Source organism: Caulobacter sp. FV1ye6ST (assembly GCF_058681225.1).
On sequence record NZ_CM178733.1, the window covers coordinates 3781896 to 3805339 of the forward strand.

Below are 23444 nucleotides of genomic sequence, written 5' to 3' on the forward strand. Positions count from 1 at the left end.
CTCGGGTCAGTACCCCGCGTACCTGCCCGGCTTGTGGTTGGCGATGATCACCGCGCTCAGCGCAACGGCGCTTGCGATGGACAGCAACAGCTTGTCGAACGGGATGATGAAGAAGGCGGCCAGGACGACCAGGCAGTCGGCGGCCATCTGGACCTTGCCCGCGCTGACGCCGCGGCGCTCGTGCAGATAGAGCGCCAGCACCCCGACCCCGCCGACACTGGAGCGGTGACGCGCGAGAGCCAGGATCCCCATGCCGATGATCGTGCCGCCGAAGACGGCCGAGAAGAGCGGATCGACGTGACTGACCTTCAGCCAGTGCGGCATGCCGAAGGCTAGGCCCGCCAGCAGCAGGTTGGTCACAAGGGTCTTGAAGGTGAAGGTCCAGCCCATGGTCCGCTGGGCCAGGACGTAGAACGGCAGGTTCAGCAGGAAGAACACCGTCCCCACAGGCCAGCCGCCCAGATAGGAGATGATCAGCGCCACCCCGGCCACGCCGCCGGTGACGAGTCCCGCGGCCTTGAGCAGGGTCAGGCCCACGGCGATGAAGCTGGAACCGATCAAGAGGGCGTGGACGTCCTCCAGGGCGGTGTGGCGGTGCTGATTCATGGAGCTCTGGCGGGGGTCTTGAAGAGGGAAAAACGTCCCCGCCTCGCCGTTTCCACCCCTTCGCCCGCTGAGATCAGAAAAAACTGGACCCGCCCGACGTCTCTTTGATCGCCTTCGCTTGATAGAGCGAGGCCGGCGCGTCATATATCACTTTCTCGCGGCGCGCCCAGCGCGGTGCGCGCGCGTTCAGCTATACCCTTACTACTCACGCTTCACATCAACAGTCCCGGAGCCGCCCCTATTCGCCGTCCTATGCAAACGCCGCCCGTTAAAGACGGACCGCGTATCAACGAAGACATCCGCGTCCCCCGCGTCCTGCTGATCGACCAAAACGGCGAGAAGCAAGGCGAGATGCCGACCGCGTCCGCTATGGAAGCGGCCGAGGAAGCTGGCCTGGACCTGGTGGAAATCGTTCCGAACGCCAATCCGCCCGTCTGCAAGATCCTGGACTACGGCAAGTTCAAGTTCCAGGAGCAGAAGAAGAAGAACGAGGCGCGCAAGCGGCAGAAGGTGGTCGAGCTCAAGGAGATCAAGCTCCGGCCGAACATCGACATCCACGACTACGAGGTCAAGGCAAAGGCCATGACCCGTTTCTTCGAGGAAGGCGACAAGGTGAAGGTCACCCTGCGCTTCCGCGGTCGTGAAATGGCGCACCCCGAGCTGGGCATGAAGCTGCTGCACAAGGTCAAGGCCGACTTCGACGAAGTCGCCAAGGTCGAGTATGAGCCGCGCATGGAAGGCCGTCAGATGATCATGATCCTGGCCCCGCGCTAGGATCGATCTCTGGGTAGACAACAAACGCCCCGGCCCCAGCGGTCGGGGCGTTTTGTTTTGCGCATCCGAATCCGAGAGCTCGACAGAAACGCTCTTCTTGGTAGAAATCGCCCATCGCTTCGGGGGACTTCGTGCTCAAGACCTTTTTCGCCGCGACCGCGGCCTGCTTCGCCATGCTTTCCGGGCCGACCTGGGCCGCGCCCAAGCCGGACCTGGCCATCTACGGCCAGCTGCCGACCATCGAGATGGTCGAGATCTCGCCCGACGGGACCAAGCTGGCGATCGTCGCGTCCAGCGGCGAGCAGCGCATCCTGACCGTCCGCCAGATCGGCGGCGGCGTGATCAGCGGCATGAACATCGGGACCGCCAAGCTGCGTGGCGTCGAGTGGGCCGGACCCGATCACCTGCTGCTGGTCGGCTCGCAGACCGCCATCGTCCCCGGCGTTCAGGGACCGAAGCAGGAATATTTCATGGTGTCCGACTTCGACATCGCCACCGGCAAGCAGGCGCCGCTGCTGAACGATCAGGCCGGGGCCATGAACATCATCGTCGGGTGGCCCATGCCGCGCACGATCGACGGCCAAGCCGTGGCGATCCTTGAAGGCGTTCGCTTCGTCGACAATCGCGGCCAAGTCACGCTCTACCGGACGCTGATGTCCACCCGGGCCACCAAGATTCATGACTTGGCGGGCGAACCGAACACCAACGGCTGGCTGGTCAACGCCGCCGGCGAGCCCGTCGCCCAGTCGCTCTATGACCAGAAGCGCGGCGTCTGGTATCTCAAGACCAAGGTTGACGGGGCGTGGCGCCAGATCGACGAGGCCGTGACGCCGATGGGCTCCTATGGCCTGGCGGGCTTTGGACGCGACGGCAAGTCGATCCTGATCTGGCGCACTGACGACCAGGGTAACGACACGCTGCGCGAGTACCAGATGGATGGCGCGCACCAGGATCTGGCGCAAGGCATCGACCAGACGGCCCTGCTCCATGACCCCGTTACCCTCGCGCTGCTGGGCGGCTACAAGCTGGACGGCGACGACCTGCGCTACACCTTCTACGACGCCACTGTCCAGAAGACCTGGGACTCTGTACGCAAGCCGTTCGGCGCGGATTATGTCAGCCTAGCCTCGTGGTCGCACGACCGGCGCAAGGTGGTCGTGCGCGCCGACTCCAAGACCGAAGGCCCTGGCTACTTTCTGGTCAATCTCGACACCAAGCGGGCCGACTTCCTGGGTCCGGTCTACAAGGGCGTGGACGCCAATACCGTCTCGCCGGTGCGTTCCATAAAGTACAAGGCCGCCGACGGCCTCGAGATCAGTGGCTACCTCACCTTGCCCAAGGGGCGCGATCCCAAGAACCTGCCGCTGATCGTGCTGCCGCACGGCGGGCCGCAAGGACGCGACACGCCTTCTTTCGACTGGTGGAGCCAGGCGCTCGCCTCGCGCGGCTACGCGGTGTTGCAGCCCAACTTCCGAGGCTCGGAGGGTTTCGGCTGGGACTTCATCAAGGCGGGCTTCGGCGAGTGGGGCAAGAAGATGCAGACCGACCTGTCGGATGGCGTCCGGGATCTGGCCAAGCAGGGGATCGTCGATCCCAAGCGCGTCTGCATCATGGGCGCCTCCTACGGCGGCTACGCGGCCCTGGCCGGAGCGACCCTCGACAAGGACGTCTACCGGTGCGCCGTGTCGGTCGCCGGCCCCTCCGACCTGCAGACCATGCTGGCCACCAACAGGGAACTGCATGACGGTCAAAGCTCGGCCGCTCAACGCTATTGGATGCGCTTCATGGGCGCCGATGGCCTTCGGGATCCCGATCTGGCCACCATCTCGCCGGCCCGCCAGGCCGCCAAGATCGACATTCCCGTGCTGCTGATCCACGGCAAGGACGACACCGTGGTCCGCTATGACCAGAGCCAGACCATGGCGAGCGCGATGAAGCGGGCGGGCAAGCCGGTCAGCTTCGTCACCCTGGACGGCGAGGACCATTGGCTCTCGCGCGGCGCCACGCGCCTGAAGATGCTGACCGAGGCGATCGCCTTCGTCGAGAAGAACAATCCGCCGGACTGAGGCCGGGCTGACGCCGTCTACGACGCGCGGTAGAGCCTTTTTTTTGGGGGGGGAGACTTTCGATGCTCAAGACCATCCTTGCCGCCGGCGCGGTCGCCTTCGCGACTCTGGCTATCGCCTCACCTGTCGCCGCAGCCGACAAGCCGGACCTCGCCATCTATGGCGCCTTGCCCAGCATCGAGGCGGTGGAGATCTCGCCCGACGGCTCGAAACTGGCCGTGGTCACCACCGACGGCGCGCACCGCTTCCTGACCGTGCGCAAGACCGAGGGCGGCGCCATCACCGGCCTGGCCCTGGGGACGGCCAAGCTGCGCAACCTGCGCTGGGCCGGCGAGAAGGACATCGTCTTCGTGACCTCCGAAGCCGTCCGCGGCGCGGGGACCGTCGGTCCGGCGCGGGAGTATTTCCAGGCCGTCGACTTCGACCTGGTCGGCGGGAAGCAGAAGCCCCTGCTGCACGGCGAGAAGGACACGATGAACATCGTCGTCCAGCCGCCCCACGTCCGCGTGGTCGATGGCGATCCCATCGCGTTCCTGGAAGGCGTCTACTTCATGCGCGGCCAGGGCGCCGACACCCTGTTCCGCACCAGCCTGAAGACCGGAACCCTTCGCCGCCTGGACATCGGCGCGCGCTACGGCGCGGACGCCTGGCTGGTCGACACCGCCGGCGAGCCGCTCGCCCAGACCACCTATGACGGCAGGACGGGTCGCTGGAGCCTGCTGATGCGGTCGGACGGCAACTTCAAGACGGTCGACGAGGTCGAGGCGCCCACCGGGTCGTTCGGCCTGTCGGGCCTAGGCCGCGATGGCAAGTCGGCGCTGGTCTGGCGCACGGGCGAGAGCGGCGAGAATACCTTGCGCGAATATGCGGTCTCCGGCGCGTCCCGGGACGTTCCGGGCGGTCCCTATGCCGGCGTGGTCCACGATCCCGCCACCCTGGCTTTGATCGGCGGCTACCGTCTGGACGGCGACGCGCCGCGCTACAGCTTTTTCGATGCGGCCACGGAGAACGCCTGGAACAGGGTCAGCGCCCCGTTCAAGACCGATCGCGTCTTCCTGCACGCCTGGTCGAACGACAAGCGCAAGGTCGTCGTGCGCGTGGAGTCGGCCACCGAGGGTCCGGCCTACGCCCTGGTCGATCTTGACGCCAAGCGCGGCGGCTATCTGGGCGCGGTCTACCAGGGGGTAACGCCGCGGACGATCTCGTCGGTCAAGGCGATCACCTACAAGGCCGCCGACGGCCTGGAGATCAGCGCCTACCTGACCCTGCCGCGCGGCAGGGACGCCCGGAACCTGCCGCTGATCGTCGTGCCGCACGCCGATCCGCAAGGCCGCGACACGCTCGACTTCGACTGGCTGAGCCAGGCCCTGGCGTCGCGCGGCTATGCCGTGCTGCGCCCGAACTATCGCGGCTCAGAAGGCTTCGGCGCCGCCTTCGTGAAGGCCGGCTTCGGCGAGTGGGGCCGAAAGATGCAAACCGACCTGTCGGACGGCGTCCGCGACCTCGCCAGGCAAGGCCTCGTGGATCCCAAGCGAGTCTGCATCCTGGGCCAGGCCTATGGCGGCTACGCGGCCCTCGCGGGCGCGGCGCTGGATAGGGGCGTCTATCGCTGCGCGGTGTCGGTGGCCGGTCCGAGCGACCTCGTCCAGATGCGCCAGAACATCCTGAACCCCGAACCGATCTGCGGCAGGAGCTCCACCTTCGTCGCGGCCGGCGTGCGGGGCAGCTACGAGTGTTCCACGGCGATCACCGCCCTGCCCGATCCCGGCCGCATCCTGGCAGCCAATATCGACGAGCATCAGCGCCAGACCACACCCCGCGGCTGGCTGCGCTACATGGGTGTTGGAGGCGGCGCCGATCTGGCCGCCCTCTCGCCGGTCCGGCTGGCCGAGCGCGTCGATATCCCGATCCTGCTGATCCACGGCAAGGACGACACGGTCGTGCCCTTCGCGCAGAGCCAAGCCATGGCCGACTCGCTGACGAAAGCCGGCAAGTCCGTCAGGCTGATCGCGCTGGAGAACGAAGATCACTGGCTCACCCACGGCGAGACGCGCCTGAAGGCCCTGACCGAGGCCGTCGCCTTCCTGGAGAAAAACAATCCTCCGGACTGAACGCCCGTGGACAATGGGCCTAAGTCCCAGCCCGGAATCTCAACTTAAGATTTACAAACCTCGCCACTTCGCTGCACTCTCCACTTAAGTTCCTCGGCTAGGGAGTTTGTGATGCTGAAGGTCATTCTGGCCGCAAGCGTGGCCGCTGTCCTGGTTCTGGCGGGGCCCGCCGTCGCGGCGGACAAGCCTGACCTGGCGATCTACGGCGCCCTGCCAAAGATCGAAGAAGTGGTCATCTCGCCCGACGGCTCGAAGCTGGCGGTGGTCACCACCGATGGTGAACAACGCTACCTGACGGTGCGCAAGACCGAAGGCGGCGGCATCGCCGGCATCGCGCTGAAATCCAACAAGCTGCGCAAGGTCATGTGGGCGGGTGAGGACCATGTGGTTCTGGTCGTCTCCCAGGCCAGCCAGGGCATGACACTGGTGGGCCCTTCACGCGAGTATTTCACGGCCAGCGACTTCAACATCGTCACCAACACGCTGCGCACTCTTCTGGAGGGCTCCAAGAAGACCAGCACCAAGATCGGCGTGGAGCAGACCTTCAACATCATCGTCGGCCCGCCTCAGGTCCGCATGATCAAGGGCGACCCGGTAGTGTTCCTGGAAGGGGTCCAATACCTGCGCGGAACCGCGGCCGACACCCTGTTCGCCGTGAACCTGCGGACGGGGACGCAGCGCCAGGCCGAGAATAACCCGCGCTACAGCACGGACGGCTGGCTGGTCGACGTCGATGGCAAGTCGGTCGCTCAATCCACCTATGACATCAAGAGCGGCCGCGGAGCCTTGCTGATCGCGGCCGGCGGCGGCAACTGGAAAAAGGTCGACGAGGCCGACTCGCCGACAGGCTCCTATGGCATTTCCGGCCTGGGCCGCGACGGCAAGTCGGTGCTGGTCTGGCGTCGCGGCGACGATGACGTGCTGCGCGAATACAGCAGAGGCGGCGGGCGCGAGGCGCTGCCGGACGATCTCGATTTCGACGGCCTGATCCACGATCCGTACAGCGCCCGCCTGCTCGGCGGCTACACCCTCGACGGCGACGAGCTGCGCTACACCTTCTTCAATCCGGCCGTTCAGAGCGCCTGGTACGCCGCCATCAAGCCCTTCAAGGACGCGCGCGTCAGTCTAAAGTCGTGGTCCAGGGACTGGGGCCGGGTGATCGTGCGCGTCGACGCGCCCACGGAAGGCCCAGCCTACTACCTGATCGACCTCAAGACCGGGAAAGGGTGGTTCCAGAGCCGCGTCTACGACGATCTCAAGCCCGAGGCGATCTCGCCGGTGCGCGCGATCAAGTACAAGGCCGCCGACGGCCTGGAGATCAGCGGCTACCTGACCCTGCCGCGCGAGCGTCAGCCCACGAACCTGCCGCTGATCGTCCTGGCGCACGGTGGCCCGGAAGGCCGCGACGCGCCGGGCTTCGACTGGTGGAGCCAGGCCCTGGCGTCGCGCGGCTACGCCGTGCTGCAAGCCAACTTCCGCGGTTCGGCGGGCTTTGGGAAGGACTTCGTGAAGGCCGGCTATGGCGAGTGGGGCCGCAAGATGCAGACGGACCTGTCGGACGGCGTCCGAGACCTGGCGCGTCAGGGCCTCATCGATCCCAAGCGCGTCTGCATCATGGGCGCCAGCTACGGTGGCTACGCGGCCTTGGCCGGCGCGACCCTGGACAAGGGCGTCTATCGCTGCGCCGTCTCGGTCAACGGCCCGTCCGACCTCGACCTGGTTCGCAAGGACGTCGTCTCGCCCAAGGAGGTCTGCATGTGGACCGGGTTGGGAACGCCGTGCCCGAAGTCGGGCGCCGGCCCTGTCAATCCGGGCCGGATGCTGTCGTCGAACCTTGAGGATCACAGCGCCCGCAGTTCGACCTCTCCGCGCTACTGGCTGCGCTTCATGGGCGCGGACAAGAAGGCCGACCTGGACGCCCTCTCGCCGGTCAAACTGGCGAGTCAGGTCGATGTCCCGGTCATGCTGATCCACGGGACCGACGACACCATCGTCCGCTTCGAGCAGAGCCAGGCCATGGCCGCCGCGCTGAAGAAGGCCGGCAAGCCGGTCACGCTGGTCCCTCTGGAGGGCGAGGACCACTGGTTCTCCCGAGGCGAGGCGCGCGTGAAGATGCTGAACGAAGCCGTCGCTTTCGTCGAAAAAAACAACCCGCCCGACTGAGTTCGTCGATTGGCTGATCGCCAAGGCCGGGGTTCGGGCGTAAACCGCGCGTCCTGATGTCCGAACCCGCCAACAGTCCCCGCGCCCTGGCCGTCCTGCTCCTGGTTGTCTTCATCAACCTGGTGGGCTTCGGCGTGGTCATTCCGCTGCTGCCCTTCTACGCCAAGGCCATGCACGCCGCCCCGTGGCAGGTGACGACCATGTTCGCCGCCTACAGCCTGGGCCAGTTCTTCGGCGAGCCGTTCTGGGGGCGGATGTCCGACCGAATCGGCCGGCGGCCGGTGCTGGTCGTCACCATCGTCGCCAACGCCATCGCCTATCTGGCCCTGGCCTTCGCGCCGAACATCTGGATCGCCATGGCCATCCGCCTGGTCGGCGGCTTCGGCAGCGGCAACATCTCGACCATCCAGGGCTATATGGCCGACGTCACCCCGCCCGAGAAGCGCGCGGGCCGCATGGGCCTGCTGGGTTCGGCCTTCGGGGCCGGCTTCGTGATCGGCCCGTCACTGGGCGGCCTTCTGGCCCGCCCCAGCGCCGGTCAGCTGGGCTTCCAGATCCCGCTGTTCGTGGCCGCCGGGATGGCGGCGCTGGCGGCGGTCGGCGTCCTGCTGTTCGTGGCCGAGAGCCGCCCGCCCTCCGCCCCCGGCGTCAAGCAGCCCGGCCGACGCGAGGCGCTGAGCGCGGCTTCGGCCCATCCGATCCTGTCGCGCGTGCTGCTGGTCACCCTGGTCTCCACCGGGGCCTTCGCGGGCATGGAATCGATCTTCGGCCTGTGGGCCAACGCTCGGTTCGACTGGGGCCCGCGCGAGGTCGGCCTGTGCTTCGCCGTCATCGGCGTCATCGCCTCACTGGGCCAGGGCTTGCTGACCGGACGCCTGGCCCGCCGCTTCGGCGAAGGCCGCGTGCTGACCACGGGCCTGGCCATCATCTGCGTCAGCCTGTTCATCTCGCCGTTCGTGACCCATCCCGGTCTGGCCATCGTCGCCGTCGGCAGCACCGCCTTTGGCCAGTCGCTGGTCTTCCCGTGCGTGGCAGCTTTAATCTCGCGCGCCAGCCCGCCGGACCGCCAGGGGCAGATGCTGGGCCTGAACATGGCCGCCGGCTCCCTGGCCCGCATCGGCGGACCACTGCTGGCTGGTCCGCTGTTCGGCCTCGCCATCGGCGGCCCCTACTGGTTCGGGGCGGCCCTGACGGTTCCAGCCATCTTCTTCGCCGTGACCATAGTTCACCGGACGAAAACGCCGGCTTAAGGCCTCTTAAAGAGAAGCATGGCGGACGCCGAAACCGCGGACACTTTCGGCTGCCATGCTCTCCGCGCTTGCCTTGGGCGAGTCTTTCCCCTAGTAACGCCCCCTTTCCGGAACCGCCTGGCCAATTGGCATGCCATGGCGGTTCGTCTTGCTATCCCAGAGGACGGGGCGAAAGCTCCGACGCGAAATGCCTAAGTTGAAGACCAAGTCGGGCGCTAAGAAGCGCTTCAAGATCACGGCCACGGGTAAGCTGAAAGCCGGCGTCGCCGGCAAGCGCCACCGTCTGATCGGCCACAACGGCAAGTACATCCGCCAAAACCGCGGAACGAAGGTGATGAGCGAGGCTGACGCCAAGACCATCCGTTCGTACCTGCCCTACGGCCTTTAAGAGGAGCGCTGACACATGGCTCGCGTCAAACGTGGCGTTACCGCCCACGCCAAGCACAAGAAGGTTCTTGAACAGGCGAAGGGCTTCTACGGCCGCCGCAAGAACACCATCCGCACCGCCAAGGCCGCCGTCGATAAGGCCGGTCAATACGCGTACCGTGACCGCAAGGTGCGCAAGCGCGCCTTCCGCTCGCTGTGGATCCAACGCATCAACGCCGGCGCTCGCATCGAGGGCTTCACCTACTCGCAGTTTATCCACGGCCTGGACGTGGCGGGTGTGGTGATCGACCGTAAGGTCCTCGCCGACATCGCGGGCAACGACCCGGCTGCGTTCAAGGCTATTGCTGACAAGGTCCGCACCGCCCTGGCCGCCTAAGGTCTTTTTCGGGTCCGTCCCGATTGCGATCTAGAAAAGCCCTCCGGTGCGAACCGGAGGGCTTTTTGCTGCGCGCTCCCCTACTCCGCCCCGCCCGAATGCTCTAGACGGATGCCCGTCATGACCGATCTCAACACCCTCGAATCCGACGTCCTGGCCCAGGTGGCCGGCGCGACGGACCTCGCCGCCCTCGATGCGGTGCGCGTCGCCGCGCTCGGCAAGACCGGCTCGATTTCCGGCCTGCTGAAAACCCTGGGGGCGATGAGCCCCGAGGAGCGCAAGACGCAAGGCGCCGCGATCAACGCCCTGCGCGACGCCGTCGCCGCCGCCATCGCCGAGAAGAAGGCCGCCCTCGAGGCCGCCGAACTCGACGCGCGACTGGCCAGCGAGACGCTGGACCTGACCCTGCCAGCGCCCTACCACCGCAAGGGCAGCGTCCACCCGACCATGCAGACCATGGACGAGATGATCTCGATCTTCGCCGAGATGGGCTTCGCGGTCGCCGAAGGTCCGGACATCGAGGACGACTTCCACAACTTCACGGCCCTGAACTTCCCGCCGAAGCACCCGGCCCGCGAGATGCACGACACCTTCTTCTTCAACACCAAGGACTCGGGCGAGCGTATGCTGCTGCGCACCCACACCAGCCCCGTGCAGGTGCGGACCATGGTGTCGCAGAAACCGCCCATCCGCATCATCGCGCCAGGCCGCACCTATCGCGTGGATAACGACGCCACCCACACGCCGGTGTTCCACCAGGTCGAGGGCCTGGTGATCGATAAGGGAATCCACATGGGCCACCTGAAGTGGACGCTGGAGACCTTCCTGGCCCGGTTCTTCGAGACCGACGCGGTCACCACCCAGTTCCGGCCGCACCACTTCCCGTTCACCGAGCCGTCGGCCGAGATGGACGTGCAGTGCGACCGCTCGGGCGGCGAGATCAAGATCGGCCAGGGCACGTCGTGGCTGGAAATCCTGGGCTGCGGCATGGTTCACCCGAACGTGCTGCGCGCCTGCGGCATCGATCCGGACGAGTACCAGGGCTTCGCCTTCGGCATGGGCGTCGATCGCCTGGGCATGCTGAAATATGGCATGCCGGACCTACGCGACATGTGGTCGTCGGACGTCCGCTGGCTGTCGCACTACGGCTTCAGCGCCTTCGCCGCTCCGAACGCCGCCTCGGGCCTGAGCTGAGACAAGAACGATGAAATTCACCCTCTCCTGGCTCAAGGATCACCTTGAGACCACCGCCACCGTCCCCGAGATCGTCGCGGCCATGACCATGGCCGGGCTCGAGGTCGAGCACGTCATCGATCCGGCGACCAAGCTTAAGCCCTTCACGGTCTGCAAGATCGTAGAGGCGGCGCGCCACCCGAACGCCGACCGACTGCAGGTCTGCCAGGTCGACACCGTCGACGGCCGCAAGGAGATCGTCTGCGGCGCGCCAAACGCTCGCGCGGGCCTGACCACCATCTACGCCCCGATCGGCGCCTATGTGCCCGGCCTGGACGTGACCCTGGTCGAAAAGCCGGTGCGCGGCGTCGTCTCGAACGGCATGCTCTGCTCGGCCGCCGAACTGGAATACGCCGTCGAGAGCGACGGCATCATGGAGCTGCCCGACGCCCTGCCGGTCGGCGCCCCGGCCGTCGACGCCCTGGGCCTGGAAGCCGTCATCGACTTCGAAGTGACCCCCAACCGCCCCGACTGGCTGGGCGTCGTGGGCATCGCCCGCGACCTGGCCGCCGCCGGCGTGGGCAAGCTGAAGGACGTCTCGATCGCGCCGATCCCGGGCGCGTTCCAAAGCCCAATCACCGTCAAGGTCGATGGCGAGGCCTGCCCGGCCTTCGCCGGCCGCTACATTCGCGGCGTCAAGAACGGCCCTTCGCCCAAGTGGCTGCGGGACCGCCTGACCGCCATCGGCCTGCGCCCGATCAACGCCCTGGTGGACGTCACCAACCTGATCTCCTACGACCGCGCCCGGCCGCTGCACGTCTATGACGCGGCCAAGCTGTCGGGGACAGAGATCTCGACGCGCCTGGGCCGCCATGGTGTCAACGGCGACGAGCACCTGATCGCCCTGGACGGCAAGACCTACGAACTGACGCCCGAGATGTGCGTGATCGCCGATGCGCATGGCGACAGGCCGATCGGCCTGGGCGGGGTGATGGGCGGCGAAAGCACCGGCTGCTCGGACGAGACCACGGACGTCTTCGTCGAGAGCGCCTGGTTCGAGCCGATCCGCATCGCCCAGACGGGCCGCGCCACCGGCATCGCCAGCGACGCTCAGTACCGCTTCGCCCGCACGGTCGACACCGGCTCGCTGGTCCCGGGTGTCGAACTGGCCACCAAGCTGATCCTGGAGCTGTGCGGCGGCGAACCGTCGGAAGTGATGTTGGTCGGCGAGCCGCCCGAGGCGCCCAAGCCCGTGCTGTTCGACCCGGCCTATGTCGGCCAGCTGTCGGGCCTGGAGATCGCGTCCGAGCGATCCTTGCGGATCCTGCGCGACCTCGGCTTCACGGTCGAGCCGCCCAAGGATGTGTCGGCCGCCGACTTCGTCACCCATGCCGAGAGCGTGGTCTGCGTGACCCCGCCGACCTTCCGCCGCGACGTGGAAGGCAAGGCCGACCTGGTGGAAGAAGTCGCCCGCATCGCCGGCTACGGCGCCCTGCCCTCGACGCCGCTGCCGGAGGTTTCGCGCGCCGTTGGCGGCATCCTGACCGCCAAGCAGGCCCGCGCCCGCACGGCCCGTCGCGCCCTGGCGGCGGCAGGCTATGCGGAAGCCGTGACCTTCAGCTTCACCAGCCACAAGACGGCGCGGCTGTTCGGCGGCGGTCAGCCGGAAATGCTGCTGGCCAATCCGATCGCCTCGGAACTGGACTGCATGCGCCCGTCGCTGCTGCCCAACCTGATCGACGCGGCCGGCCGCAACGCGCGCCGGGGCTTCCCCGACGCGGCCCTGTTCGAGATCGGCCCGACCTTCCACGGCGAACGCCCCAACGACCAGCGCACGGTGGTCTCGGCCATCCTGGTTCCGAAGGCGCCGCGCGGCTGGGGCAAGGCCGCGCAAGAAGACGTCTTCACCGTCAAGGCCGACCTGTTGGCCCTGCTGGAAGAGCTGGGCGCACCGGTGGCGTCGCTGCAGACGGCGCAGGGCTCGGCCTCGTCCTGGTGGCACCCGGGCCGCTCGGCGCGGCTGCAGCTGGGCCCCAAGGCGGTGATGGCCGAGTTCGGCGAGATCCACCCGGCGGTGCTGAAGGCCCTGGACGTGGCCGGCCCGGTCTACGGCTTCGAGATCACCCTGGAGGCGATCCCCGAGCCGAAGAAGAAGTCGATCAAGAGCCGCCCGGCCTTCTCGCCCTCGGCCCTGATGCCGCTGACCCGCGACTTCGCGTTCGTCATGGAGAAGGCCAAGGCGGCCGGCGATCTGGTGAAGGCCGCGCTCGGCGCCGACAAGGCGCTGATCACCACCGCGCGCGTGTTCGACGTCTATGAGGGCCCGGGCGTGCCGGAGGGCTTCAAGTCGATCGCGATCGAGGTCGTGGTCCAGCCGCGCGACGCCACCCTGACCGACGCCGAGATCGAGGCCCTGTCGGCCAAGGTCGTGGCGGCGGCCGAGAAGGCCGGCGGCAAGCTGCGGTCGTAAGCTGTTTGGGGGTAGGCTCGGCGCTGGCCCCCTCCACCGCCTTTCGGCGGTCCCCTCCCCCCAGAGGTGGAGGAGAGGCAGGTGCGATCCCCGCTGCTCTCCGCCCCGCTTGGGGGCGGATGGACCTGCGCGGCAGGTCAGGTGGGGGCCTGTGCTGAGTTTCGAGGCGCCACGGGCCATTTCTTGCCCGCCCCCGCGACCGATCGCCTCTCTCGCAGGCAAGACCTTGCGCACAGCCCAACGTCACGCTACCTGTATCAAGCGCTAACTGGACTCATAGCTTCCACATGCAATCGACCTTCGCCTTTGCCGCCTTCGTGACCACCGGCCTCGCCGCCGTGGCCGCGATGTCGTGCGTGGCGATGTGGAGCATGATTAATAACCAGATTAAAACCGTGCGAATTCGAACGGGGCAAAATCGGCGCAAGCGGTAGGAAACCCCACCCACCACACAGCCGAAGGATCGCAAGATCTCCAAAAAGCCCCGCTCCCACGAGCGGGGTTTTTTGTTGCGCGGTTCCTCGGTCTCCAAGCCTCTCATGCAAGGGACCACTCCAATGAGCTACCTGCCTTCTCCACCCTCTTTCCATAGCGACCTGGACGGAGTCACCGTTCACCAGCTGCTGCTGGCCGCCCAGGACGCGCCCAGCGCGCTGGAAGCCGTGCGCCAGGGTCTCGCCGACAGCGGCGCCGAACTGTGCGGCCTGACGATGAAGCCGGTCGGCCAGATCGTCGAAGCGAGCTTGCGCGTCCGCCACCTGGGCGACCAGGCGGCCCGCCTGCTGGCCCGCGACCTCGCCGCCTGGCCCGGCGTCAATTCGGCTTCGGTCGAGCATCAATGGTTCCGACCGTGAGTTCGCTCGTAGACCCGCTCAAACCCGAAGAAGACGCCCTCGCCACTCTTCGGCGCCGTCTCTTCCTCGTAACCGCCGAGGACACGCCCGATGCGCTCTTGCGCGTACTGGGCGTGGCTTCGGTGCAGCAAGCCCGCCTGCGCGCCCTGTCCGCCGCTCCCGAGGGTCAGCACATGGCCATTAGGCTCGAGATCGACGACCAGGGCGACGCCCGGGCTGAGATGCTGGCCTCGCGCCTGGCCGCCTGTCCAAGCGTGCGCGGCGTCGGTTTTGGTTGGCGGGCGTAACCTTTCGGCGTTTCCCTGCGTATCTAAGTCCGAGTCCGCTTCTGGAGAGACGTCGATGCGCCGCCTGCTTGCCCTTCTCGCCACCCTCTTCGCCCTCACCGGCGTCAGCGCGTCCTCCGCCGCGACGCTCAAGACCGAGACCGCCGTCTTCGCTGGCGGCTGCTTCTGGTGCATGGAGCACGACATGGGCGGCATCCCTGGCGTGCTGAAGGTCGAGAGCGGCTACACCGGCGGCCATCTGAAGAACCCGACCTATCGCGACGTCACAAGCGAGACCTCGGGCCACTACGAGTCGGTGCGCGTCACCTACGACCCGGCCAAGCTGGACTACGGCTTTCTGCTGTACCGCTACTGGAAACTGGTCGACCCGACCGATGACGGCGGCCAGTTCTGCGACCGCGGCCCGTCCTATCGCCCGGCCGTCTTCGTCACCCCCGCCCAGCGCCCGATCGCCGAGAAGTCCCGCGCCGACGCCGCCAAGCGCTTGAAGAGCGGCACGATGAAGACCGAGATTCTAGACCTCAAGACCTTCTATCCGGCCGAGGAATATCACCGCGACTACGCCAAGCGGAACAAGCTGAACTACTTCGCCTACCGCACCGGCTGCGGACGCGATGCCCGACTGAAGCAGGTCTGGGGCGGCTAACTGGAAACAAGGAGGGGGCCCCCAAGGCCCCCTCAAATCGTTAGAGCGGCATCCAGCGACGTTTGCGGCTGTAGCCGAGATAGCCGACATTGGCCCCCAGGCGCAGGCCGACACCGGCGCGGATCGGGGCCAGGGTGATGTCGTCGGCCTTCTGGTAGTTCATACCCAGGCCGCCGATCAGATAGGCGCTGCCCTCGACGCCCGGGAACCGGCGGAAAACGGCGTCGGGATACTGCAGGTTATAGCAGAGCGTAAAGACGCGGCTGGCGTTGCCGCCCCAGTCCCAGCCCACGGTCGGGCCCTGCCAGAACGTCTCCAGGGTCGGGCGGCCCTTCATGTAGAGCAGGCCCCGGCCATAGCGCAGCCCGGCCACGAAGGCGCCCGAGCCTTCCTCGCCGGCGATGTAGCCCGTGGGCTGGCCCTTGTCCTTGAAGATCTTCTCGATCACCGCGCCGGCGCTCTCGGCCGTCACGCCCAGGAAGTCGGACGTGGCGCGGATCATCTCGTCGGCCGAATAGGTCTGGGCGCGCCCGGTATCGTACACCGGCGTATTGCCGTTCGAACCCGGCGTCTGGGCGGGCGGCGGCGGGGAAGCATAGGCGTCCTGCGCGGGGGGCCGATACTGTGGCGGCGCGGCGTTCGGGTCGGTGATCGGCTGGGCCGGCGGCAGTTGCTCGGAGGTGATCCGCTGGCGGGCCAGAGCCTCGCTGGCCATGGCGCTCAGGCCGACGGCGGCGCCCGAGACGATCAGCTTGCGACGGTCCATGTCAGGCCCTCCAGGTCAGTTTCATTGCAACACTGTTGCAAGCCATTGAGACCGGTTTGCGGCTCCAAACTTAACGACCGGTTAAGCATGCGCGACCCGCGACCGCGTCCCGGATGCGCTCCCCCCTCGCGAAGCCGGCCAAATGTGGTATGCGCACGCCTATGACTTCGACGCCTCTCGACAAGATCCGTAACTTCTCGATCGTTGCACACATCGACCATGGGAAGAGCACCCTCTCCGACCGCCTGATCCAGGAGACCGGCGGCCTGACCGCGCGCGAGATGAGCGCCCAGGTTCTCGACAACATGGACATCGAGAAAGAGCGCGGCATCACGATCAAGGCGCAGACCGTGCGCCTGGAGTACAAGGCCGACGACGGCGAGACGTACATCCTGAACCTGATGGACACCCCCGGCCACGTCGACTTCGCCTACGAAGTCAGCCGCAGCCTGGCCGCGTGCGAGGGTTCGATCCTGGTCGTCGACGCCTCGCAAGGCGTGGAGGCCCAGACCCTGGCCAACGTCTATTCGGCCATCGACAACAACCACGAGATCGTCCCGGTCCTCAACAAGATCGACCTGCCCGCCGCCGAGCCTGAACGCGTGCGCGCCCAGATCGAGGACCTGATCGGCCTGGACGCCAGCGACGCCGTCCTGGCCAGCGCCAAGTCGGGCCTGGGCATCCACGACGTGCTGGAAGCCATCGTCAAGCGCCTGCCCCCGCCCAAGGGCGACGAAAACGCGCCCCTGAAGGCCCTGCTGGTCGACGCCTGGTACGACGCCTATCTCGGCGTCGTCGTGCTGGTCCGCGTCATGGACGGCCGCCTTAAGGCCGGCATGAAGATCAAGATGATGCAGCACGGCTCGACCCACCTGGTCGACCGCGTCGGCGTCTTCAAGCCCAAGAACACTCCGGTCGAGAGCCTGGGCCCCGGCGAGATCGGCTTCTTCACCGCCCAGATCAAGGAAGTGGCCGACGCCGCCGTCGGCGACACCCTGACCGATGAAAAGCGGCCCACCGACAAGGCCCTGCCCGGCTTCAAGGACGTGCAGCCGGTCGTGTTCTGCGGCCTGTTCCCGGTCGACGCCGCCGACTTCGAGGACCTGCGCGCCGCCGTCGGCCGCCTGCGCCTGAACGACGGCAGCTTCACCTACGAGATGGAAAGCAGCGCCGCCCTCGGCTTCGGCTTCCGCTGCGGCTTCCTGGGCCTGCTGCACCTGGAGATCATCCAGGAGCGCCTGTCCCGCGAGTTCGACCTCGACCTGATCGCGACCGCCCCGTCGGTGGTCTACAAGATCCACATGCGCGACGGCTCGGAGATCGAGCTGCACAACCCCGCCGACCTGCCCGACCCGATGCACATCGAGAGCATCAGCGAGCCCTGGATCAAGGCCACCATCTTCACCCCCGACGACTATCTCGGCGGCGTGATCAAGCTGTGCCAGGACCGTCGCGGCATGCAGCGCGAGCTCAGCTATGTCGGCAGCCGCGCCATGGTCGTCTACGACCTGCCGCTGAACGAGGTGGTGTTCGACTTCTACGACCGCCTGAAGTCGATCTCGAAGGGCTATGCCAGCTTCGACTACCAGGTCGAGGACTACCGCAAGGGCGACCTTGTGAAGATGTCGATCCTGGTCAACGCCGAGCCCGTCGACGCCCTCTCGATGCTGGTCCACCGCGACCGCGCCGAGAGCCGCGGCCGGGGCATGTGCGAGAAGATGAAGGACCTCATCCCGCAGCACATGTTCGTCATCCCGATCCAGGCGGCCATCGGCGGCAAGATCATCGCCCGCGAAACCGTCCGCGCCCTGCGCAAGGACGTGACCGCCAAGTGCTACGGCGGCGACGCCTCGCGCAAGCGCAAGCTGCTGGACAAGCAGAAGGCCGGCAAGAAGCGTATGCGCCAGTTCGGCAAGGTCGAGATCCCCCAGGAAGCGTTCATCGCGGCGCTGAAGATGGACGAGGATTGATCGTCGGGCGCCCTACCCCCTCCGCCACGCGTCCGGCTATGGTCGAGCCGTTGAGTCGGAGACCCCATGACCCCCGCGCAGTTCGTCAAGAAATGGAGCGACAGCCACCTGCGTGAACGGCAGGGATCGCAGGAACATTTCATCGACCTGTGCCGGCTGCTGGGCGAGCCCACGCCCGCCGAGGCGGACCCTCATGGCGAGCACTATTGCTTCGAGCGCGGCGCGGCCAAGACCGGCGGCGGCGACGGCTGGGCCGATGTCTGGCGCAAACACTGCTTTGGCTGGGAGTACAAGGGCAAGCACAAGAACCTCGACGCCGCCCTGCGTCAGCTCCAGGCCTATGCGCTGGACCTGGAAAACCCGCCCTACCTGATCGTCTCCGACATGGAGCGGATCATCGTCCACACCAACTGGACGAACACCGTCAGCCGCAAGATCGAGTTCACGCTCGACGACCTGCACGAACCCGAGAAGCTGGCCGTCCTGCGGCTGGTGTTCGAGGGCTCCGAAAGCCTCAAGCCGAAGATCAGCCCCCAGGAATTGACCGCCAAGGTCGCCCAGCGGTTCGGCGATCTGGGTCGACGCCTGCAGGAGCGCGGCCACGACCCGCGCGAGGTCGCCCACTTCCTCAACCGCGTCGTCTTCTGCATGTTCGCCGAGGACGCCAAGCTGCTGCCCGAGGGGCTGTTCACCCGCATGACGCGGTCGATGCAGATGCGCCCGCCCACCGAGGCGGGGGCGCAGTTCGACGCCCTGTTTGCGATGATGCGCACCGGCGGCCTGTTCGGCGCCGACGTGATCCGCTGGTTCAACGGCGGCCTGTTCGACGACAAGCCCGCCCTGCCGCTGGAGCGGCCGGACATCAAGCTGATCTGCGACACCGCCGGCGAGCATGACTGGTCCGAGCTGGACCCCTCGGTGTTCGGCAACATGTTCGAGGAGGCGCTGAAGGCCACGCGCGAGCGGGCGGCCCTGGGCGCCCACTACACCGACCGCGCCAAGATCCTGAAGATCATCGACCCGGTGATCACCTGGCCGCTGATGGCCGAGTGGGAAACGGCCCTGGCCGAGATCCGCGCCGCCATGGACGCCCGCGCCGCCACCGAGGGCGAGCGCAAGGCCGTGCTGGAAGCCGCCGCCGACGCCATGCGGCAAGACCCTGACAAGGCCAAGGCCGGCGAGGCGGGCCGCCGCAAGGCCCTGACCGCCATCGCCAAGCGGGCCGACGCGGCCCTGGGCCAGGCCAAGGACCGGCTGGAGGCGTTCCTCAGCCGCCTGGCCGCCTTTCGCGTGCTGGACCCGGCCTGCGGCAGCGGCAACTTCCTCTATGTGGCCCTGCACGCCCTGAAGGACATCGAGCGCCGCGCCCTGGTCGACGCCGCCCGCCTGGGCATCGAGGTCCCGGCCCCGCGCGTCGGCCTGGAATGCGTGCGCGGCATCGAGATCGAGGACTATGCCGCCGAACTAGCGCGCGTCACCCTGTGGATCGGCGACCTGCAATGGAACGCCAAGAACAACTATACCGGCCTGGCCGAGCCGATCCTGTCGTCGCTGGACCAGATCGAATGCCGCGATGCGTTGCTGAACCCGGACGGGACCGAGGCGGTCTGGCCGGAGGTCGATGTGATCGTGGGGAATCCGCCGTTCTTGGGCGGGAAACGACTGCGCGACAGTCTGGGCGATGCCTATGTCGAGCGGCTGTTCGCGACCTATCGCGGCAAGGTGCCGGCCGAGGCCGATTTCGTCGCCTATTGGGTCGAGAAAGCGTGGGAAGTTGTTCAATCGTCGAGTGGCAAGCGGGCGGGTCTCGTCACCACTAATTCCGTCCGAGGCGGGGCAAGCCGCAAGGTGCTCGACCCGATCGCCGACGCCGAAGCGTTGATGGAAGCTTGGGCGGACGAGCCTTGGGTATTGGACGGCGCGGCCGTGCGCGTCTCAATGTTTGGGTTTGGATCTGGCTTTATGCAACGGCGGCTGAATGGGGCCGGCGCTGACGCGATTAACTCGGATCTGACGGGATCAAGTGTGGATCTGACGAAATCCGCAAAGCTCAATGACAATCAGGGCTTTGCCTTCCAAGGACCAGTCAAAGTTGGAGATTTTGACATAGATGGGGATACGGCTCGCTCAATGTTGCTGTCCCCTACGAATCCGAATGGTAAGCGAAACGGAGATGTCATCTGCCCTTGGGCGAATGGGATTGATATTGTCCGCAGGCCATTGGATCGATGGATTATTGACTTCGACGGATACTCAGAGGCCGAAGCCGCTCTGTTCGAAGCACCGTTCCGGCATCTTCTTTTGATGGTCAAGCCAGTACGAGACCAGAATAATGACCGCCAGCGACGGGAACGTTGGTGGCAGTTGGGCAGATCGGGCGGCGACTGGCGTAAGTCGGCTGTCGGATGTAGTCGCATCCTCGTGACACCCAGGGTCGCCAAGCACCGGGTCTTTGCCTGGCGCACCGCTGAACTTTTGCCCGATAGCGCGATCGTCGCCATCGCCCGCGACGACGACACCACGTTCGGCATCCTCCACTCGCGCTTCCACGAACTGTGGTCGCTGCGGATGGGCACGTTCCTGGGTGTCGGCAACGATCCCCGCTACACCCCGTCCACCACCTTCGAGACCTTCCCCTTCCCGGAAGACCTGACGCCGAACATCCCCGCCGCCGACTATGCCGACGACCCGCGCGCCGTCGCCATCGCCAGGGCGGCGGCCGAGTTGAACCGGCTGCGGGAAAACTGGCTCAATCCGCCCGACCTAGTGCGGATCGAGCCCGAGGTGGTTTCCGGCTATCCCGACCGCATCCTGCCGGTCAGCCCCGAGGCGGCGGCGGAGTTGAAGAAGCGCACCCTGACCAACCTCTACAACCAGCGTCCGGCCTGGCTGGACATGGCCCACAAGCGCTTGGACGCCGCCGTCGCCGCCGCCTACGGCTGGCCAGGCGACCTGTCTGACGACGAGGTGCTGGAGCGTCTGTTCGCCCTGAACCAGGAACGGGCGGCGGCGGGACGGTAGCGCGCGGGGACGCCCCCGCGGGACGTCAAGGTTTGGCCACGGGTCGTGACGACCATGCTTCTCCATGGACACCCTCTCCCCCGCCGAACGCAGCGCCCGGATGGCTCGCGTCAAGGGCAAGGGGTCCAGCGCCGAGATGCTGGTCAGGCGGCTCGTTCACCGCCTCGGCTACCGCTACCGCCTGCATGGCGCGAAGCTGCCTGGGCGGCCGGACTTGGTGTTTCCCAGCCGCAAGAAGGTGATCTTCGTCCACGGGTGTTTCTGGCATCGCCATCCCGATCCGGACTGCAAGCTGGCGCGGCTGCCCAAATCACGGCACGAGTTCTGGATCCCGAAGCTGGAGGGGAATCGCGCCCGCGATCTTCGCAAGCTGGCGGAGCTCGACGCCCTGGGCTGGAGCGCGCTGACCCTTTGGGAATGCGAGCTCAAGGACGAGGCTTCCCTTGAGAACGAAATTAGAACATTCTTGGACTCATGAAGTCGATCGAACTGTTCGCGGGGGCCGGGGGGCTGGGCATCGGCCTGTGCCAGGCCGGGTTCAAGCCGGCCAAGGTGGTCGAGTGGAACCGCTATTGCCGCGAGACCATCGCCGAGAACCGCCAGAGCCCGCTGTCGCCCATGGCGGGCTGGCCCGAGGTCGAGGGCGACGTGCGCCATGTCGACTTCAAGGGCCTGGAGGGCAAGGTCGACCTGGTCTCGGGCGGTCCGCCCTGCCAGCCGTTCTCGCTGGGCGGCAAGCACCGGGCCTATGACGACACCCGCGACATGTTCCCCCACGCCATCCGCGCCGTGCGCGAGACGCGGCCGCGGGCCTTCGTGTTCGAGAACGTCAAGGGCCTGACGCGGGCCAGCTTCCGCAACTATTTCGAATATATCCGCCTGCAGCTGGAGCATCCGGAGGTGGTCGCCCGCCCGGACGAGGACTGGTCCGAGCACCTGGCGCGGCTGGAGGAGCACCACCTGCGCGGCGCGCGCGACGGCCTGGCCTACCGCGTGGTGGCCCGGGTGCTGAACGCCGCCGACTACGGCGTGCCGCAGAAGCGCGAACGGGTGATCTTCGTGGGCTTCCGCGACGACCTGGACCTGGAGTGGTCGTTCCCCGTCGCCACCCACTCGGCCGAGGCCCTGCTGTGGGCGCAACATCGCTCGGGCGACTATTGGGACGCGCACAAGGTGGCCAAGGCCGAGCGGCCGGATCCGTCCGAGGCGCCGGCGCGCGCCCTGGCGCTGCGCGACAAGCCGAGCGAGATCGCCTGGCGGACGGTGCGCGACGCGACCGCCGACCTGCCCGATCCTGAACGGGATCCCAAGCGCGCGGCGCGGATCGCCTATCACCGCTTCCAGCCCGGCGCCCGCGCCTATCCCGGCCACACCGGCAGCCCGCTGGACGAGCCCGCCAAGACCCTGAAGGCCGGCGTCCACGGCGTGCCCGGCGGCGAGAACATGCTGGCCCGCCCCGACGGCACGGTGCGCTATTTCTCGATCCGCGAAAGCGCGCGCCTGCAGACCTTCCCTGACAGCTTCATCTTCCACGGGGCGTGGAGCGAGGTCATGCGTCAGTTGGGCAACGCCGTGCCGGTTCGTTTGGCGCAAGTGATTGGCGAGGACGTCGCGAGGAAGCTACGCTACGCGGCGTGAGCAAGACCAATTCCCTCGACGCCGAGATCGCCGCGCTGCGCGAGCGTGTGGCGGCCCTGACCAGCCTGGCTGATACCGCCCCCTTTTCGCCTGTCGCGCGCCGGAAGGTCGATCACGAACTGCGCGACGTCATAGACACGCTGGAGGCCGCGTTGAGGCGGCTGGATCCGATCGCCATGCCGCGCTCGGTCTTCGACCCCAGCAATCCCAAGGTGATCGGGCGCTTCACGGCCCTGGCCATGGTCGCGCAGGAACGCGTGCCCTTGAGCGCGATCGGTCAGTTCTACGGATCAGGCGTCTACGCGATCTACTATCGAGGCGCCTATCCGCTCTACGCGCCTCTTTCCGGGACCGAAACACCGATCTATGTCGGTCAAGCGGCTCCCGGCCAGCAGGGTGCGCATAGCGCTCGCGATCAAGGTCCGCGGCTCGCGGCCCGCTTGAACGAACATCGAAAGAATATCAGCAAAGCGATCTCGACCCTGGACGTCGCCGACTTCGACGCACGCTTCCTCGTCGTTCAATCGGGCTGGGAGACAGCGGCCGAGGATTACTTGATCCATCTCTTCAAGCCGATCTGGAATAACGAGACGAACCTGCTCTATGGCTTGGGCAAGCACGGCGACAGCGCCACGACCCGGGCCAACAAGCGCTCGCCGTGGGACACCTTGCATCCCGGCCGCGCCTGGGCGGCTCATTCGACTGAAGACGCACGTTCCTCCGAACAGATCGTCGCCGAGGTCACCGCCCACTTCGGGCGGCACGCTCCCTATAGCGAGCGCGCGACATTGCTCGAGGACTTCTTCGCCGAGTTGAGACAGAGCTAACGCCCGCCGCGACGCTCTTGCCACCGACGTTGGAGACAAGCCTTTTCAAGGCCTTGTCG

General features: G+C 66.8%; 20 protein-coding genes. 18 read left to right on the forward strand and 2 right to left on the reverse strand.

All coding sequences use genetic code 11. From position 1 onward, the window contains the following. Positions 1-6: 6 nt before the first annotated feature. Positions 7-606 (reverse strand): YitT family protein, encoded by a 600-nt coding sequence (locus tag ACW175_RS18120; protein WP_492101385.1) that lies wholly within the window; start codon positions 604-606, stop codon positions 7-9. Positions 607-858: 252 nt separating this feature from the next. On the opposite strand from ACW175_RS18120, the gene infC reads away from it, so the two are divergent. The 13 genes from infC (at position 859) to msrA (ending at position 15163) form a co-directional block, all read left to right on the forward strand. After that, complete coding sequence (gene infC / locus ACW175_RS18125; RefSeq protein ID WP_099580303.1) at positions 859-1380, forward strand: translation initiation factor IF-3; 522 nt, start codon at positions 859-861, stop codon at positions 1378-1380. A 131-nt stretch (positions 1381-1511) separates the two neighbouring features. Beyond that, the gene (locus tag ACW175_RS18130; RefSeq protein ID WP_492101386.1) at positions 1512-3446 is read left to right on the forward strand and encodes an alpha/beta hydrolase family protein; all 1935 of its coding nucleotides are present in this window, start codon (positions 1512-1514) and stop codon (positions 3444-3446) included. A 62-nt stretch (positions 3447-3508) separates the two neighbouring features. Further along, positions 3509-5557, forward strand: coding sequence for an alpha/beta hydrolase family protein (locus ACW175_RS18135; protein WP_492101387.1), 2049 nt, complete (start codon positions 3509-3511; stop codon positions 5555-5557). 111 nt (positions 5558-5668) lie between these two features. Continuing rightward, positions 5669-7720, forward strand: a complete 2052-nt coding sequence (locus tag ACW175_RS18140; RefSeq protein ID WP_492101388.1) for an alpha/beta hydrolase family protein — start codon at positions 5669-5671, stop codon at positions 7718-7720. A gap of 56 nt (positions 7721-7776) precedes the next feature. Beyond that, positions 7777-8970, forward strand: a complete 1194-nt coding sequence (locus ACW175_RS18145) for an MFS transporter (protein ID WP_492101389.1) — start codon at positions 7777-7779, stop codon at positions 8968-8970. 187 nt (positions 8971-9157) lie between these two features. Further along, positions 9158-9358 (forward strand): 50S ribosomal protein L35, encoded by a 201-nt coding sequence (gene rpmI, locus ACW175_RS18150; protein WP_018061454.1) that lies wholly within the window; start codon positions 9158-9160, stop codon positions 9356-9358. A 15-nt stretch (positions 9359-9373) separates the two neighbouring features. Next, a complete protein-coding gene (gene rplT, locus ACW175_RS18155) occupies positions 9374-9733 on the forward strand; it encodes a 50S ribosomal protein L20 (RefSeq protein ID WP_099580311.1) in 360 nt (119 codons plus the stop codon). 120 nt (positions 9734-9853) lie between these two features. After that, the gene (gene pheS, locus ACW175_RS18160; protein ID WP_492101390.1) at positions 9854-10927 is read left to right on the forward strand and encodes a phenylalanine--tRNA ligase subunit alpha; all 1074 of its coding nucleotides are present in this window, start codon (positions 9854-9856) and stop codon (positions 10925-10927) included. Positions 10928-10937: 10 nt separating this feature from the next. After that, positions 10938-13376 carry a phenylalanine--tRNA ligase subunit beta gene (pheT, locus tag ACW175_RS18165; protein WP_492101391.1) on the forward strand — a complete coding sequence of 813 codons (2439 nt, stop codon included), beginning with the start codon at positions 10938-10940 and terminating at the stop codon, positions 13374-13376. Between the two features lie 287 nt (positions 13377-13663). After that, positions 13664-13810 carry a hypothetical protein gene (locus ACW175_RS18170; RefSeq protein WP_492101392.1) on the forward strand — a complete coding sequence of 49 codons (147 nt, stop codon included), beginning with the start codon at positions 13664-13666 and terminating at the stop codon, positions 13808-13810. A 123-nt stretch (positions 13811-13933) separates the two neighbouring features. After that, positions 13934-14230, forward strand: a complete 297-nt coding sequence (locus tag ACW175_RS18175) for a hypothetical protein (protein ID WP_099580315.1) — start codon at positions 13934-13936, stop codon at positions 14228-14230. Beyond that, positions 14215-14517 carry a hypothetical protein gene (locus ACW175_RS18180; protein WP_492101393.1) on the forward strand — a complete coding sequence of 101 codons (303 nt, stop codon included), beginning with the start codon at positions 14215-14217 and terminating at the stop codon, positions 14515-14517. The genes ACW175_RS18175 and ACW175_RS18180 overlap by 16 nt, the downstream gene beginning before the upstream one ends. Before the next feature lie 55 nt (positions 14518-14572). Beyond that, on the forward strand, positions 14573-15163 hold the full coding sequence (msrA, locus tag ACW175_RS18185) for a peptide-methionine (S)-S-oxide reductase MsrA (RefSeq protein WP_492101394.1): 591 nt from the start codon (positions 14573-14575) through the stop codon (positions 15161-15163). A 40-nt stretch (positions 15164-15203) separates the two neighbouring features. Here the strand turns inward: msrA and ACW175_RS18190 are convergent, their stop codons facing one another. After that, the gene (locus ACW175_RS18190; protein ID WP_492101395.1) at positions 15204-15929 is read right to left on the reverse strand and encodes a DUF1134 domain-containing protein; all 726 of its coding nucleotides are present in this window, start codon (positions 15927-15929) and stop codon (positions 15204-15206) included. A 161-nt stretch (positions 15930-16090) separates the two neighbouring features. On the opposite strand from ACW175_RS18190, the gene lepA reads away from it, so the two are divergent. The 5 genes from lepA to ACW175_RS18215 all read left to right on the forward strand — a co-directional run bounded on the left by lepA (position 16091) and on the right by ACW175_RS18215 (position 23385). Continuing rightward, positions 16091-17899: a translation elongation factor 4 gene (gene lepA / locus ACW175_RS18195; protein WP_492101396.1), complete on the forward strand. Its 1809-nt coding sequence runs from the start codon at positions 16091-16093 to the stop codon at positions 17897-17899. 66 nt (positions 17900-17965) lie between these two features. Continuing rightward, positions 17966-20920, forward strand: coding sequence for a class I SAM-dependent DNA methyltransferase (locus ACW175_RS18200; protein ID WP_492101397.1), 2955 nt, complete (start codon positions 17966-17968; stop codon positions 20918-20920). 64 nt (positions 20921-20984) lie between these two features. Beyond that, positions 20985-21398 (forward strand): very short patch repair endonuclease, encoded by a 414-nt coding sequence (locus ACW175_RS18205; protein ID WP_492101398.1) that lies wholly within the window; start codon positions 20985-20987, stop codon positions 21396-21398. Further along, a complete protein-coding gene (locus tag ACW175_RS18210) occupies positions 21395-22558 on the forward strand; it encodes a DNA cytosine methyltransferase (protein ID WP_492101399.1) in 1164 nt (387 codons plus the stop codon). The genes ACW175_RS18205 and ACW175_RS18210 overlap by 4 nt, the downstream gene beginning before the upstream one ends. Continuing rightward, entirely contained in the window at positions 22555-23385 is an 831-nt protein-coding gene (locus ACW175_RS18215) for an Eco29kI family restriction endonuclease (RefSeq protein WP_492101400.1), read from the forward strand. The genes ACW175_RS18210 and ACW175_RS18215 overlap by 4 nt, the downstream gene beginning before the upstream one ends. Positions 23386-23444 lie beyond the last annotated feature (59 nt).